The organism is Bacteroidetes Order II. bacterium (assembly GCA_016788705.1).
Lineage (GTDB): Bacteria > Bacteroidota > Rhodothermia > Rhodothermales > UBA2364 > UBA2364.
On the sequence record JAEUSQ010000007.1, the window covers coordinates 56,497 to 71,027 of the forward strand.

A 14,531-nucleotide genomic window follows, 5' to 3' on the forward strand; every position below is an offset into this window, starting at 1 on the left:
TATTAGGTCAACAACCCTTTAACACGTTCAATAATTTTGATGGAAAAGAATCAACCAATCTTGGGGTTCATCGGAACCGGAGTCATGGGCAAAAGCATGGCTGGGCATTGGCTAAAGGCCGGATACGAAGTCTGGGTCTATAACCGAACACGAGAAAAATTGGTGTCCTTATTAGAAATGGGAGCCAAAGAAGCCCAATCGGTTGCCGATATAGCACAACATGCACAAGTTATAGCCACCATGCTGGGGTTTCCGACCGATGTGGAAGACATCTATTTGGGTGAAAATGGCCTGATAGCGAATGGAAGTCCTGCGCAACTCTTGGTGGATTTTACGACTTCCTCGCCCGACTTAGCCCGTAAAATTGCCGGAAAAGCCCGCGAAAAAGGCATCTCGACCTTGGATGCGCCTGTTTCTGGCGGCGATACTGGCGCACGCGAGGCGCGACTCTCTATCATGTGTGGTGGCGCGGAGGAAGCCTTCAAGACCGCATGGCCGCTCCTTAATTTATTAGGTCAGAATATCTTACATCATGGCCCCGATGGAGCCGGGCAACACGCTAAAATGTGTAACCAAATCACCATTGCAGGCATGATGATGAGTGTGATGGAAGCCTTGGCTTATGCCAAATCCGCTGATTTAGACCCCGAAAAAATGTTGACCTCGGTTGGTTCCGGTGCAGCCACCTCGTGGACGCTCCAAAACCTGATGCCCCGCGTCCTAAAAGGCGACCTGAATCCGGGCTTCTTTGTGGCCCATTTCATCAAGGATATGGACATTGCCCTGCACGAGGCCGAAAAACGCGGACTCGAATTGCCCGCTTTGCGTCTGGCGCGCCAACAATACCAGCGCCTCGCAGATATGGGATACGCCCACCTCGGAACCCACGCCTTATGGTTGGTTTATGAGGATTCTTTAGGGTGATTTAAGTCAACCAGAGGTGCATTTGGGTGCTTGTGGTGGGAGAAAGCCGGAAGGAACGGCGGTGTTCGGGCGTAGGGCCATGAAGGGCCAGTGCGGCGTAATGGGCTTGGGTGGGATAACCTTTGTGGCGGTCAAAGCCAAAATTGGGGTAGGCTTTGTGTAGATCGTGCATCATGCGGTCACGGGTCACTTTGGCGACGATCGAAGACGCGCCGATGCACTGGCTACGGGCATCCCCTTTCACTAATGCCTCGGCACGAAAGGGGCAATTTGGGTAAATCCGGTTTCCGTCAATGAGTAGAAGATCTGGTGCGGGATCAAGGTTTTGTACCGCCCTTTTCATCGCCTCCATGGCGGCCCAAAGGATGTTCAATTGGTCAATCTCGGCGGCAGAACAAACCCCAATTCCAACAGAAATAGCCTGTTGCAGGATGGTGTCATATGCCTTTTCCCGCTGAGTGGCCGTGAGTTTTTTGCTATCCGCAACATCGGGAAGCACCAGATTGGGTGGCAACATCACCGCCGCTGCCACAACCGAGCCAGCCAAACATCCACGCCCTGCCTCGTCCACACCCGCCAAGAAATGTACCGATTTCTCCTGAAAATAGACTTGGTCGAATGCAGCGCCAGCAGAAGTTGGTCCCATTATTTGCTACGTGTCGTCATCCGGATTTGTAGTTCCGGTTCGATTTTTCGTTGGATAGAAGGCAATTTGGGATCATTGATCCGTCGCATAACTTGTGTCGCTGCTTCTAACCCCACTTGGAACATCTTTTGGTTGATGCTCGAAAGTCCCAGAAACCGACTGATCTTAAGGTCGTCGTATCCGATTACAGCCATGTCTTCCGGAACCCGTTTTCCCATTTCACGTAGAGCGGCCAACGCTCCTATGGCCAATACATCGCTGGCAGCAAAAATTGCCGTAACATCCGGGGCATTTTTTATCAGGGCCTGAATGGCTTCATAGCCCGCTTCTTCGCTGTGTCCGGCATGTTTGATGGTGATGCCTTCCTGAATCAGCAGCGGGTCGAAGGGCAATCCAGCATTTAATAACGCCCTTCGGTAGCCGTCAGCACGCGGGGCGGCGTCTTCGCTCCATTCATGGGGGGCCAACATCCCAATCCGGGTGTGTCCTTGTTCCACCAAATGCTGAACCGCCATTGCGGCGCCAGCTGTGTCGTCCCAGTAAAAGCTGTCAAATTCATCGCTGCGCGTACCAATTAAGACCACCGGAGCATTGAGTAAACGCACTTCGTACAACAACTTTTCATCCAATCCAGGTAGTGCCAAAAGCAAAGCATCCACCGAACCACGTTGAAAAAATCGGGTAAGTGTTTCGTGTGGATTTTGCGAACTGAGGTCGGTGAGCAAAAGGTCAAATCCATTTTCCCGAATGGTGTCTTTTACGCCTTTGAGCATCTCGTTATAAAACAAAGCCGTAAAGGAAGGGGTGGCCACCGAGATGGTTTGGGAGTTTTGTTGGGCGAGCATTTTGGCCATTCGGTGTGGGCGGAACCCTAAAATCTCGATACTGGCCATTACCTTCTGACGGGTTGCTTGAGAAACTTCGGGCGAATTGTTTAAAACACGTGAAACCGTGGAGATTGCAACCCCCGCATGTTGTGCAACCTCGTAGATGGTGACTTTACCGATAGACATGACTTCCCCGTAGTTTAGTGCTGGAACCGCTTCCGGATAGAATATAATATAAACTTGTCGAAATACCTTGTTTGAAATCGCTTTTGTTAAGCGTAATTTGAAGCAACATAAACATCCACAAACTTTAAATCAAGTCTTATGGCGCGCGTTGAACTTCAAGATATAAAGAAGCAATACGAGAATGGGTATGTGGCCGTTCACGGAGCAAATTTCACCATCGAAGACGGTGAGTTTATGGTTCTGGTTGGCCCATCCGGTTGTGGGAAAAGTACCACGCTCAGAATGATTGCAGGCCTCGAAACCATTTCTTCCGGAACTTTGCGCATCGGGAATACGGTCGTAAACGACATTGCGCCTAAAGACCGTGATATTGCGATGGTATTTCAAAACTATGCGCTGTATCCCCACATGACCGTCTATGATAACATGGCTTTTGGGTTGAAACTGCGAAAGTTCGATAAAGCAGAAATCCATGAGCGTGTGCAGAATGCGGCTAAGATTTTGGGCATTGAGAGTATGTTAGACCGCAAACCGAAAGAACTTTCTGGGGGGCAGCGCCAGCGGGTGGCGGTAGGCCGGGCCATTGTTCGTAAACCCAAAGTCTTTTTGTTTGATGAACCCCTTTCAAACTTAGATGCCAAGTTACGGGTACAAATGCGGGCGGAGATATCTAAACTGCACCGCCAATTAGGGACAACAATGGTCTATGTGACGCATGATCAGGTAGAAGCCATGACGATGGGAAACCGTATCGTGGTGATGAAGGATGGACACATTATGCAATTAGATACACCACTTAACCTCTACAATCAACCAGCGAATAAGTTTGTGGCGGGTTTTATAGGTTCGCCTGCCATGAATTTTATTTCGGGAACCATCGAACGCCAAAATGGCCTCGTTTTTCGGTCTGAAAAAGAAGCATTACACCTGCCCGTTGGTCGTACCCACGAAACCGCCTTATCGGGCTATATTGGCAAAGCCGTTACATTAGGCATTCGCCCAGAAGATATTTATGTGCAAAACCGCATTCTAACGGAAAATGAAACCGCACTGGCGGGCGAAATGATCTTGGAGGTGGAAGAACCCATGGGCAACGAAACCTTTATTTATGCAGGTTGCGTGGATGGTACCATCGTTGCTCGGATAGATCCGCAAGAATTGCCCGATGTAGGTGCTGCGATTCATCTCGTATTCGACCTGACCAAACAACACTTTTTTGACAACGCCACCGAGTTGGCTATCCGATAAATAGGGCGGGTTGTTGGCTTTTTCCCTTTCGGCGCATGGGTCGGAAGGGATTTTTTTGTACATGATCTTTTTCTTTGCCCAACTTCCGTTTATCTGAGTTCAGGCTAAAGTAACAGAATACCGATCCTGTAGTGTTTGTCAGATACATTGTAGTCGGATACCCATCTCACAACCCAATCGTTCTGACGTCCAACAAAAATCATTATTGTGCTCGGTTCTATATAATGGGAGAATATCCTTTTAATCTAATTATATAGGCAACTTTATAAATGTTTTTGGCTTGTATATTGCTTGGTTTGCAAGTAATAGTAACTCGTTTTAAGTAAGCCTAACTACCATCATTTAATCCTTTTTTTATGAAAAAACTATTTTTATGCTGCTTGCTTTTGCCTGCACTGGTCTTAGCCCAGAAAATGAAAATCAAAAACGGTACCGAATTCGTACTGGTGGAAGTTCAAATGAACTATGAAGACCATTCGACGGGAAATTTATTGGATGCCTACAATAACAAAAAAGCCCTAAAGCCTGGAGAGACGTTTACCTTGCCACACTGCAATACATTCGGTGCCGGAGACCCTATGGTCTTTAATGTCTCGGCCACCGACGCCGACAAAGACCTGTACCTCTTTGGGGAGGTGGATATTTGTAAAACACCTCAAATTGTGATTGAAGCGAAACACCTCTTCATTGACGACCCTGAAAACAATCCCTCTGAAGAGGACGTGTATTCGGATAGCAACCCCATGACGAATCAAATCCGCTACGACGACTTTGTTCAATTCGTTGAAAAAACCTTTGGCCCTGCACTCAAGGCGGGTTCAATGGCTTTGGTAAAGGCACAATTTTCTCAAAGAATACGGGAAGGTCTAGGGGTTTCGGTGGCAGGACAGACGACATTTACCCAAGCAATGCTGAATAAAGCCAAAATTTGGTACACAGCAGGAAAAACAGAACAAACCCCACGGGCACCTTTTGGCAGTTTTGAGTTTTCCAAAAAACTATACCCCGTTCTTTATGTGGGTGAAGACCTCAATACCGAGGGTATCTTTTTTGTGTTTGATCGGGAGGGCGAAGGAGAGGACGCTTGGAAAATAGAAATGATTATGGATGCGCCGGCCTTCCAGTCGTATGCTGCCGTGCTGGATGGCGAACTAGACGAATTGGCCGACGAGGTAACCACAGAAGGTGATCAAAACAATGAGGCTTTGCAAGAATATGAACAATTTATGGCCTGGATGGAAGCCCAATTGTTGCCCGTCTTGAAGTCGTCTAACTACAATAAGTTTACATGCCTCTTTGGAGATGATTGCGACACTAATGTGACCCAGCCTGTATTCTTAAAACTGGTCCGGTTTTTTGCCCAGACAGGTACGTTCGAGGCAATGCCCAATGAAAATATGGATTTTACCGAGGCGATTGATCCAGTTATTTTCTTTGGTATTCACTATAATGAAGACAATGAAGATGGTTTCTACCTCAATTTTCGCAGGGTAGATCAGGGCGAGTGGCGTATCCGCAAAGTAACACCTGCAAAAGAATTGAAATAGGTTTGACTGCTGCAGGGCTGGTCAAAAACAATACCCTATGACGGTGCATTGAGCGCATGTTAATTAAGCCCGCGCCAAAAAGGAAGCCCATCACCCGCCGTGCGGATAGGCTACGGTTAAACAAAGGGTGTAAAGACAAAAAAACCCTCTTCGCGAAGCCGTGTCGAGGGATTTTTTTATGTGATAACCGACGAATTGCCTAAATCTGTGTGGCTGTTTTATTTGGAAAAGCATGCCGTTACCGGAAAGTGGTCGGTTACCTCCAAAGGATTATACGAATGAATAAACCCAATACTCCGTAGCCGACCATAAAGTGACTTAGAGACCAGCAGATGGTCAATAGCACTCAGTTCGTTTACCGTTGCAATATTGTCTTGGTTTTTGTCCCAAAGCGAGGTGAAGCGTAAGACTTGCGGTACATCTGCCATAATATTGTGCAAGTCGTCATCCGTAGTGGCTCTGCCAACGGCTTTTATGGTCTGCATCACATTGCTAATAGGACGGTTACCGTTACGGTCTAAGACCATATCGTCAAAATCGTTAAAATCTCCCGTTACAATAACAGCCCGGCCCATTTTGGTCTCGCGCTCTGCTATTCTTCGGATAACCTCTGCTTGGGCTTCGCGTTGAGGTTTACGCTCGATATTGTCTGGTTGAGCCAGAAAATGCAGTCCAATAAGAGTGACCGGTTGATCGCCAATCGTAAAACGGGCATACAGGTTTTTTGAAACGCCATATACACGATCTGTATCACCCACCTTCACTCGGTCGTTAGATCGGCCTGTTTCGGTGATGGGAATCCGGCTAATAACGGCTACGTCTTGTCCTAAGAAGGAGTCTTCCCCTTGTACAAAATAGACTTTGTACCCTTTTTCGGGCATGGATTCTGCAATAAGAGCCTCTAAAACCTCGGCATTTTCTACCTCGGCTAGGTGAATCACATCGGCATTTAGGCTTTTAAGTACCTCTCCCACCTTTTTTCGGTGTGCTGCTGCCTTAGTGGGATCGCCCTTCCAGTCAAAATCAGCACCGCCTTCATCGCCCGTCCCATCAAATAAAAATTCGGTATTTAAATGTGCAACCCGAATCCCATCGCATGTCAATTCTACTACTGGCGTAGGCTTAAACAAGGGGGATGAGGTCTCTGTCGTTTTGGTGCCAGAACAAGCCGAGAAGCCCAAAGCATACAACAAAAGGAGTGTAGAAAAGTATTTCATGTGTCTGTATTTGAGGATGTTTTTTGGAAAGATACAAAAGGAAAGGGCTTTTTGGTAAATTAAGCCCTTGAGAATCTTTGAAACACCTTGTTTTGACCATAGGGATTGAAGTGTTTTTTACAAGAATGTCGTCATATTTGTCTTAAATTGAAAATTCCGTTTTTTATTAGAACTTTGAAAGCACATTCGATATGGCAGGACATAATAAGTGGTCTAAAGTAAAACGCATCAAAGCAGTAGCCGATGGGAAACGTTCCAAGGTATGGCAACGGATTACCCGCGAGATTATGGTGGCGGCAAGAGACGGAGGCGGAGATGCGGGCATGAATGCGAAATTGGCGGCAGCCTTGGAGCGTGCACGTGCCGAAAATATGCCCAAAGACAATATGCAACGGGCCATAAAACGGGGGACAGGCGAAATTGCCGGAGCCGACTATGAGGAACTGAACTACGAAGGGTATGCGCCCTTTGGTATTGCCGTTTTTGTCGAAACACTTACCGATAACCCCGTCAGAACGGTGGCCGATGTTCGTCATGCTTTTAGCAAACATGGTGGCAATATGGGAACCACAGGCTCGGTTGGCTATCTGTTTGATCATAAAGGGGTGATTGAAGTGCCTTTGACTGCAATAGACTACGATGCATTGTTCGAATTGGTGGTAGATGCCGGTGCCGACGACTTGGAGGAGGATGCCGAAAGCTATACCATTTCTACACCCGTAGAGGCATTTGGTGCGGTGCAACAAGCCCTTTCTCAGGCTGGAATTAAACCAGCAGAAGCAAACCTGGAACGGATCCCAACTACGACCAATAAGTTGAAGCCGGAAGAAGTAACGAAGGTGTTGAAACTCATAGATATGCTCGAGGAAAACGATGATGTGCAGGCAGTTTATCACACCCTCGAATTGGATGATGAAACCTTAGAAGCCTTGGGGTGAGTCATGAATACGGAATCCAATTTTAGCATTCGGTTTGCACACATACAGGATGTCCCTGTAATCCTCCGGTTTATTCAGGAACTGGCCGAATACGAAAAACTTGCCCACGAAGTGGTGGCAACAGAGGCGCGGTTGCAAGAAACCCTGTTTGGAGACCATCCCGCTGCCGAAGTGGTTATGGCGCTTGAACAACAAACGCCCGTTGGTTTTGCCTTGTTTTTTTTAAATTACTCCACGTTTTTGGCTCGACCGGGTATTTTTCTGGAAGACTTGTTTATTCAGCCTTCTCATCGTGGAAAAGGCTATGGCGAGGCCCTCTTACGCTATTTGGCGGCGTTGGCTGTGAAGCGGAAGTGTGGGCGACTGGAATGGTCGGTCTTGGATTGGAATCAGCCTGCCATCTCTTTTTACCGGAAAATGGGGGCCATACCTATGGATGAATGGACCACGTTCCGTGTGTCGGGCGAAGCCTTAATCGGACTTGCAGCTTCGGCGATTGTGAACCAGCCGTAGCGCATGTCATTATCCTTAAACCCTCGTTACCGTTGATCATTCTTGGCATTGACCCGGGCAGTAACTTTACTGGATATGGCGTTATTCGGGTAGAAGGACGCACCGAAACGGTTCTGGAATATGGTTTCTTGCAATTAGAAAAGCAGGAGGAGCACTTCGATCGCCTTAAAACCATCTATGATCGGATTGAGGCGGTAATTCGGCGAACTGGACCAACTGTATGTGCCATCGAGATGCCGGTCTATGGCCAAAATGCCCAATCTATGCTTAAGTTGGGCAGGGCACAAGCAGCGGCGGTGTTGGCGGCTTTAAATGCAGGCATTCCGGTGGTGCAATATACCCCTAAGGAGGTGAAAAAATCGGTGACAGGCAATGGGAATGCCGCCAAAGAGCAGGTTTGGTTTATGATAAAGTCTCTTCTGAAAGTAGAAGACGATAAGGGTTTTGATGCTTCGGATGCACTTGGCGTGGCGGTCTGCCATGCAAGCAGGGCACATTCTGGGTCTAATGGTCAGATAAAGAGTTGGGAACGGTTTGTGGCGGCTCATCCGGAAAGGGTAAAGCCTTAAAAAAAGGCGACACCATTTAGCATGGAATCGCCCCGAAACAGTTGGATAAAGGGGGAAGATCAATCGTAGAAGATACCGCGTTCTTCGTCCCGAACACGTACCACCTGTGCGATCTCGTCGGAGTCTAAAGCGCCCTGACTCATCACGTGGATGATGTGCGCAACCTGATAGTCTTTGTGCGGCGCTTGGTTCCACTCCGGATGCGCCTGCTCCATAATACTGATCAGAATACGCAAATACGGGTATCTTCGTTCTTTGGTGTCTAATTTGGCAATGGATTGAGCGAACAACTCTGCGTTGCGACCAACTTGCCTATCCACGATTTTGCTCTGTAATTGCATAACCATATACGGTTTGAGTGATCAGGGAAATGGTGGGATCCCGGATCAAAGCGATGAATACTGAAAGGGTTTACAACCTTGGGGGAGAGATGTGTAAGGTGTAACTGATAATATAAGGATTCTTATCGGTAAGTTTGAAACGACAGATGTAAATTTATTTGGAAAAGGTATTTGTTTTTAACAACTTTATACTTTTTGTGCGTTGTAAACTAAAATTTCTCCATCAGCGAAAAAGAAAGCCTTGGAAACGAGACCAAAAGCATCTATATACCGCTTAGACCTTTTAAAACCCGTTCCGCCCTTTTATTTGCGGGCACGGAGTGCTGCCTTATCGCCCGGTCAGCTGGTTTATTATGGGCCAATGCCCTCCTTTTATGGTATCGGCGAGGTGATCAAACAAGAAGATAAGTTTGTGATCGTAGATTTTAGGGGAACGGGCATGTATAGTGTACACTTGGAGGCGCTTTCGCCTGAATATCTGATTCCGATACCGCCAGAAACCTTGTATTTGCTCTGAACTTTTTTGAATACGTGTTTTATGATTGCCCTTGCTGAGTCCATCTATATCCCCTCCGTAACCGATATTGAACGGGCGTATTTACGCCTTAGACATGTTGTAACGCATACCCCGCTAACGATCAGCGTAAATCTTTCCCAACAGATGGCCGCTAATATTTGGCTGAAAAGGGAAGACCTACAGGTGGTGCGTTCCTATAAACTGCGTGGTGCCTACAACAAAATTAGCACATTAGACAAAGAATCCCTTGCCAAAGGGGTGGTTTGCGCCAGTGCGGGAAACCATGCACAAGGGGTGGCCTACTCGTGCCAAAAAATGGGGATTCAAGGGAAAATATTTATGCCAACCCCAACGCCCAAGCAAAAGGTGCGACAGGTAAAATTGTTCGGGAAGGCGTTTGTGGAAGTCATCCTAACGGGTGACACCTTTGATGATGCCTATAATGCGGCCATGGCCTATAGTGAAGTGGAACAAGTGCCCTTTATTCACCCTTTTGATGATGAAAAAGTGATCGAAGGGCAGGGAACGGTGGGTTTGGAAATCCTGAAAGACAGCGCAGATCGTATAGATTATTTGTTTGTACCAGTGGGCGGCGGTGGCTTGCTTGCGGGAATTTTGGCAGTCTTTAAAAACCTGAGTGAAGACACTAAAATTATTGGGGTAGAAGCCGCAGGGGCTCCTGCAATGAAGGTTTCGCTGGAAAAAGGTGAAAATGTGACCTTGGCCCACATTGATAAATTTGTAGATGGGGCAGCGGTAAAACATGTGGGAGACAAGGCATTCGATTTGTGCAGACACTTGCTTGATGACATGATTGTGGTGGACGAAGGGGCTGTCTGTACCACCATTCTTAAGTTGTATGACGAAGAAGGCATGGTGGTGGAGCCTGCTGGTGCACTCTCGGTGACTGCGTTGGGTCATCCAGCATATCGCGACCAGATTAACGGTAAAAACGTGGTGTGTGTGATCTCTGGTTCCAATAACGACATCACCCGGACCGAAGAAATACGGGAGCGGTCTTTGTTATACGAAAAACTAAAGCACTACTTTATCATCCGGTTTCCCCAACGGTCTGGTGCGTTGCGCAAGTTTGTAAGCAATGTATTGGGGCCGAATGATGATATCACCCACTTTCAGTACCAGAAAAAAACAGACCGTGAACAAGGCCCAGCCATTGTGGGATTGGAACTTCAACGGGCCGAAGATTTTGCGCCATTGGTGGCCCGAATGGAAGCCCAAGGTTTTGTCTATGAGTATCTAAACGAAAAACCGGATTTGTTCCAGTTTCTAATCTAAGGGGTATATCGGTGCGTGTAGGACTAGTGTATGATTTGTTCGAGCACTTTGATTGGCAGCCGGATGATCCAGAGGACGCCGATGCCGAATTGGAGCCGGAGGGAACCGTTGCTGCCCTCGAAGCGGCATTCAGGATACTGGGGCATGAAGTCATACGAATCGGCCCTGTACGGCATTTTCTTGGACAAATGTCTTCTTTGCGTTTGGACGTGGCGATGAGTATTGCCGAAATTGGACGTACCCGGAATCGCGAAGCCTATGCGCCCGTGTTGTTTGAACTGGCCGGCATTCCTCATCTTGGCTCGGATGCTCTCACACTTTCGCTTTCGGTAGATAAGGTCTGGACAAAAGAATTGGTGGCATTGGCAGAGGTGCCCTGCCCACCACACTGGGTAGTCCGTTATGGCACTGATAAATTGCCAGATATTTTAGCGGAGGCTTTTCCGCTTTTTGTTAAACCACGATATGAAGGTACGGCAAAAGGGATTTTACCCTCTTCAAAGGTTTTTAATACCGTGCAATTGCGTACTGAAGTGGATCGGATTCACACGCTTTATCGTCAAGATGCGTTGATAGAGCCATTTATTTCCGGTGCTGAGTTTACTGTTGCGGTTGTAGGTAATCACCCCGCCAAGGCACTTCCGGTACTCCAGCGGGCGGTTGAGAAAGAAACTGGTATTGGGCTACACGTTCTGGAACGAAAAGGTGTTCCTCAAACCAATTGGGCGTATCAACTTCCAGGCCTCCTCACACCAGAGTTGGAACAAAGATTGCAGGACTTGGCCATCCGAGCATACGAAACAATAGAGGCTAAAGACTTTGCACGGGTGGATTTTCGGGTGGACCATACCGGAAAATCTTGGTTTCTGGAAGTGAATACGTTGCCCACGTTTGCGCCGGATGGTTCTTTTGCCATTCTTGCGGAACTGATGGGTCTGTCATACGAAACGTGGCTGGCCGAGGTACTATTAGCGGGGCTTCAACGACTTGGGCTGTCCTGAATAAATGGCTGTTTTAATCCTTTAATTCATACACTGATGTCACATTATGCCTTGATTACAGGCGCTGCTGGCGCCTTGGGAACGGTAGTGAGCCAAGTTTTTGCCGCACATGGCTGGGAACTGTTCTTGTTTGATGTTTCGGATGAGCGGCTCAAAACCAATTTCCCGATGGCACACACCCAGTCGGTTGACCTTACCAATTTTGCCGCAGTACAAGCGGCTGTTTCGGCTTTACCACACCCACCGGATGCCGTTCTCAATCTTGCAGGCGGCTTTTCGATGCAAATAGCGGAAGAGGCCACACCAGAGGATGTGCAATATTTAATGGCGATAAATTTCCACACCCTTTTTAATACGGTTACGGCGGTGCTTCCATATATGCTGGAACGAAAGTCCGGTTTCATTGCGGGGGTATCGGCGGGTGCGGGCCTGCATGGTGGGGCCGGAATGGCCCTCTATAGTGCCTCGAAAGCTGCTGTATGGCTTTATTTGCGTTCGCTTGCCCAAGAGTTGAAACCGTCTGGGATTCGGGTAAGTACGATTTTTCCGATGGGGGCCATAGATACACCCGGTAACCGTGTGGCCATGCCCCGAACAGACCCCAAAACATGGATAGACCCGCACCGAATCGCCGAGACCCTACATTTCTTGGCGACCAGTGATTCCCGTGGACACATTCAGGAGGTTCAAATTGAGGTGACGGGCTAACCCTCCGTGGGTGTCCTATAAAGAATTTAGGAATTTAAGGATCAGATCCCGTTCTTTTTTATGGAGTTGCTTATACCGCATAACCGTTGCTTCGGCCTCACCTCCATGCCAAAGAATCGCTTCCTGAAGGTTTCGCGCACGTCCATCATGCAAAAAATGGGTATGACCACTCACCACTTGCGTAAGTCCGATTCCCCACAGTGGCGGCGTTCGCCATTCGCGTCCGGTGGCCAAGAAATCCGGGCGATGATCGGCCAGATCTTCCCCCATGTCGTGCAACAATAGGTCTGTATAGGGCCGTATTTTTTGATTGGCAAGAAACGCAAACGGTGCTTGGCGAGCAGTGGTAAAACTTGATTTATGACAGTGCTCGCATCCGACCTTGAAAAACAAACGGCGCCCATTTTGAATCTCGGAATCTTCTTGGTTTCTTGCAGAAGGAACTGCGAGAGACTGGGTGTAATAGGTGGTCAAATAAAGGATCCGTTCATTTATTTCCGGATCATCAGCACGACCATCATGCTGGGGCTGGTCCGAGAACGACTCGGTACGGTACAACGGGGAAGTAATGCCCATATCATCGCGGTATGCGGCAGCATTTTGTTGCCGGAGTGTGGGCTGGTTGGCCTTCCAACCAAATCGTCCGAGCATGGATTGTCCATTTTCTATACTCCAAACATAATTGGGGCGTCCTGAGATACCGTCTTTATCAATATCTTTTTCATCCGCATTCCGCAGAATATCGGCTTCCGAAATAGCTTCTAACAACCCTAAACCAATGATGGGCGGTGCAATTCTGGGAGATATTCGAACATGCGAAGGCATCAGTGCATAGGGTTGGGTAAGGGTGTAAGAAGGTTTCCGCAAGCGGTAGGTTTCTCCATCCGGGAACTGACCTACGATTTCGGTAAATCCAATTTGTACGTTACCTTCGCGAACGTTCCCGAAAACAGATTTTGTCTGTAATTGGCCACCAAACCCTGGTACTTCTCTCGGTTCACCCACAGGGCCTGTTCCGTCCAAACTTAATCGAAACAATAGCCCGCCTAGGTCCTCGCCTGTTGGGAATGCTGCACGCCCGTTTTTGTTGTGGCACGATGAGCAGGCATTTTGGTTATAAATAGGCCCCAGGCCGCTATTCACCGTAGCGGGAGCCGTCACAAAAATGGACTCGAAGGCCACATCTGACAAACGGTGTTCCTCCACTTCTGCCGGATTTAGGTTGCCTGCGGGCAATTGGAAAGCATTGGAGAATACCGCATCTGCAGACGTGAGCCCCCCTAAATTGGCCCAATCACTTGCCGTCCCTTCGGGGGAGAGGAAGTCGCATCCCATCCAGCCAGCGAGTACCAAAAGGGTTGGAAGCTTTTTAATCAATCGCCACATCATTTTGGATATCCTTTATAATGCGTATTAAATGGGCTGTCGTACTCATGTGAAAAGTGTGTTAAGGTCATACAGGGCGCGTGTTACCATGGTTTGCTTCTTTCTGCGGTTCTGTAATCCCCAAAAATGCACTCAGGTCTTGCATGATTCGTATAGTCCATTCAAATGCAACCTTAGCCTCCTCGCCTAAATCTGGTGTGAGCAAGGCGCGTATTTGGCCGCGAAGGGCTTCTGGTTGCGCAAACTGATAAAACTTTCCGGAACCAGGGACACGCTTGGCGATAATCTGGCCACCAAATAAATCGCCCATATGACGACAATATACGTGTGCACGAATCAGGTGCCTCCTGTGGTCATCGCTCATTAACTGCATCAAATAGTGGTGATACGCCAGCGTTGCGGGCAAAAAGATAAAGGCTTCTTGTTGATCCTCGGCCAGTTCAACGAAATCGTGGTAGATATGGCTACTCCGGTCTAATCCGGATAATTGTTGCATAAAACCAACTTCTCTTGCACCCGTTTCGATGGCGCTATAAACCAAGGCCATCTGATACAAATATTGTGCATATTGCTGTGGCGTAATTTTGCCGCTCACCAAGAGGCGCGAAAAAACAGTCCGTTCAGCGGCTCGATGCAGGTCATGGGTTATTTCTTTGAGGGTCATCGG

At 48.0% G+C, this 14,531-nt stretch carries 16 protein-coding genes; 10 read left to right on the forward strand and 6 right to left on the reverse strand.

The window, feature by feature from the left end:
* The first annotated feature begins 39 nt into the window (after positions 1–39).
* Positions 40–924 (forward strand): NAD(P)-dependent oxidoreductase, encoded by an 885-nt coding sequence (locus JNN12_00675; GenBank protein ID MBL7976822.1) that lies wholly within the window; start codon positions 40–42, stop codon positions 922–924.
* A 1-nt stretch (position 925) separates the two neighbouring features.
* On the opposite strand, the gene JNN12_00680 is transcribed toward JNN12_00675, so the two are convergent.
* Together JNN12_00680 and JNN12_00685 are read right to left on the reverse strand one after the other, a co-directional pair.
* Positions 926–1,570 carry a ribonuclease HII gene (locus tag JNN12_00680; GenBank protein MBL7976823.1) on the reverse strand — a complete coding sequence of 215 codons (645 nt, stop codon included), beginning with the start codon at positions 1,568–1,570 and terminating at the stop codon, positions 926–928.
* The gene (locus JNN12_00685; GenBank protein MBL7976824.1) at positions 1,570–2,583 is read right to left on the reverse strand and encodes a LacI family DNA-binding transcriptional regulator; all 1,014 of its coding nucleotides are present in this window, start codon (positions 2,581–2,583) and stop codon (positions 1,570–1,572) included. The genes JNN12_00680 and JNN12_00685 overlap by 1 nt, the downstream gene beginning before the upstream one ends.
* Positions 2,584–2,721: 138 nt before the next feature.
* On the opposite strand from JNN12_00685, the gene ugpC reads away from it, so the two are divergent.
* A complete protein-coding gene (gene ugpC / locus JNN12_00690) occupies positions 2,722–3,831 on the forward strand; it encodes a sn-glycerol-3-phosphate ABC transporter ATP-binding protein UgpC (protein ID MBL7976825.1) in 1,110 nt (369 codons plus the stop codon).
* 356 nt (positions 3,832–4,187) lie between these two features.
* Positions 4,188–5,378, forward strand: a complete 1,191-nt coding sequence (locus tag JNN12_00695; protein MBL7976826.1) for a hypothetical protein — start codon at positions 4,188–4,190, stop codon at positions 5,376–5,378.
* Between the two features lie 218 nt (positions 5,379–5,596).
* On the opposite strand, the gene JNN12_00700 is transcribed toward JNN12_00695, so the two are convergent.
* The gene (locus JNN12_00700; GenBank protein MBL7976827.1) at positions 5,597–6,595 is read right to left on the reverse strand and encodes an endonuclease/exonuclease/phosphatase family protein; all 999 of its coding nucleotides are present in this window, start codon (positions 6,593–6,595) and stop codon (positions 5,597–5,599) included.
* A 191-nt stretch (positions 6,596–6,786) separates the two neighbouring features.
* Here JNN12_00700 and JNN12_00705 point away from each other — a divergent pair, with 191 nt between their 5' ends.
* Genes JNN12_00705 through ruvC form a run of 3 tightly spaced genes read left to right on the forward strand, consistent with a single transcriptional unit; the run spans position 6,787 to position 8,615 of the window.
* The gene (locus JNN12_00705; GenBank protein MBL7976828.1) at positions 6,787–7,533 is read left to right on the forward strand and encodes a YebC/PmpR family DNA-binding transcriptional regulator; all 747 of its coding nucleotides are present in this window, start codon (positions 6,787–6,789) and stop codon (positions 7,531–7,533) included.
* Positions 7,534–7,536: 3 nt separating this feature from the next.
* A complete protein-coding gene (locus JNN12_00710; GenBank protein MBL7976829.1) occupies positions 7,537–8,046 on the forward strand; it encodes a GNAT family N-acetyltransferase in 510 nt (169 codons plus the stop codon).
* Positions 7,974–8,615, forward strand: coding sequence for a crossover junction endodeoxyribonuclease RuvC (gene ruvC / locus JNN12_00715; protein MBL7976830.1), 642 nt, complete (start codon positions 7,974–7,976; stop codon positions 8,613–8,615). The genes JNN12_00710 and ruvC overlap by 73 nt, the downstream gene beginning before the upstream one ends.
* A 59-nt stretch (positions 8,616–8,674) precedes the next feature.
* Here ruvC and JNN12_00720 read toward each other — a convergent pair whose 3' ends face one another.
* Complete coding sequence (locus JNN12_00720; GenBank protein MBL7976831.1) at positions 8,675–8,956, reverse strand: DUF4290 domain-containing protein; 282 nt, start codon at positions 8,954–8,956, stop codon at positions 8,675–8,677.
* 214 nt (positions 8,957–9,170) lie between these two features.
* Between JNN12_00720 and JNN12_00725 the strand changes: the two genes are divergently transcribed.
* The 4 genes from JNN12_00725 to JNN12_00740 are packed head-to-tail and all read left to right on the forward strand — an operon-like array spanning position 9,171 to position 12,478.
* The gene (locus JNN12_00725) at positions 9,171–9,473 is read left to right on the forward strand and encodes a hypothetical protein (protein ID MBL7976832.1); all 303 of its coding nucleotides are present in this window, start codon (positions 9,171–9,173) and stop codon (positions 9,471–9,473) included.
* 21 nt (positions 9,474–9,494) lie between these two features.
* On the forward strand, positions 9,495–10,769 hold the full coding sequence (gene ilvA / locus JNN12_00730; GenBank protein MBL7976833.1) for a threonine ammonia-lyase IlvA: 1,275 nt from the start codon (positions 9,495–9,497) through the stop codon (positions 10,767–10,769).
* An 11-nt stretch (positions 10,770–10,780) separates the two neighbouring features.
* Entirely contained in the window at positions 10,781–11,770 is a 990-nt protein-coding gene (locus JNN12_00735; GenBank protein MBL7976834.1) for a D-alanine--D-alanine ligase, read from the forward strand.
* 36 nt (positions 11,771–11,806) lie between these two features.
* Positions 11,807–12,478, forward strand: a complete 672-nt coding sequence (locus JNN12_00740) for an SDR family oxidoreductase (GenBank protein ID MBL7976835.1) — start codon at positions 11,807–11,809, stop codon at positions 12,476–12,478.
* Positions 12,479–12,493: 15 nt separating this feature from the next.
* On the opposite strand, the gene JNN12_00745 is transcribed toward JNN12_00740, so the two are convergent.
* Both JNN12_00745 and JNN12_00750 read right to left on the reverse strand, forming a co-directional pair.
* Positions 12,494–13,855 (reverse strand): c-type cytochrome, encoded by a 1,362-nt coding sequence (locus JNN12_00745; protein ID MBL7976836.1) that lies wholly within the window; start codon positions 13,853–13,855, stop codon positions 12,494–12,496.
* Positions 13,856–13,931: 76 nt separating this feature from the next.
* Positions 13,932–14,528: a biliverdin-producing heme oxygenase gene (locus JNN12_00750; protein MBL7976837.1), complete on the reverse strand. Its 597-nt coding sequence runs from the start codon at positions 14,526–14,528 to the stop codon at positions 13,932–13,934.
* Between the last annotated feature and the right edge of the window lie 3 nt (positions 14,529–14,531).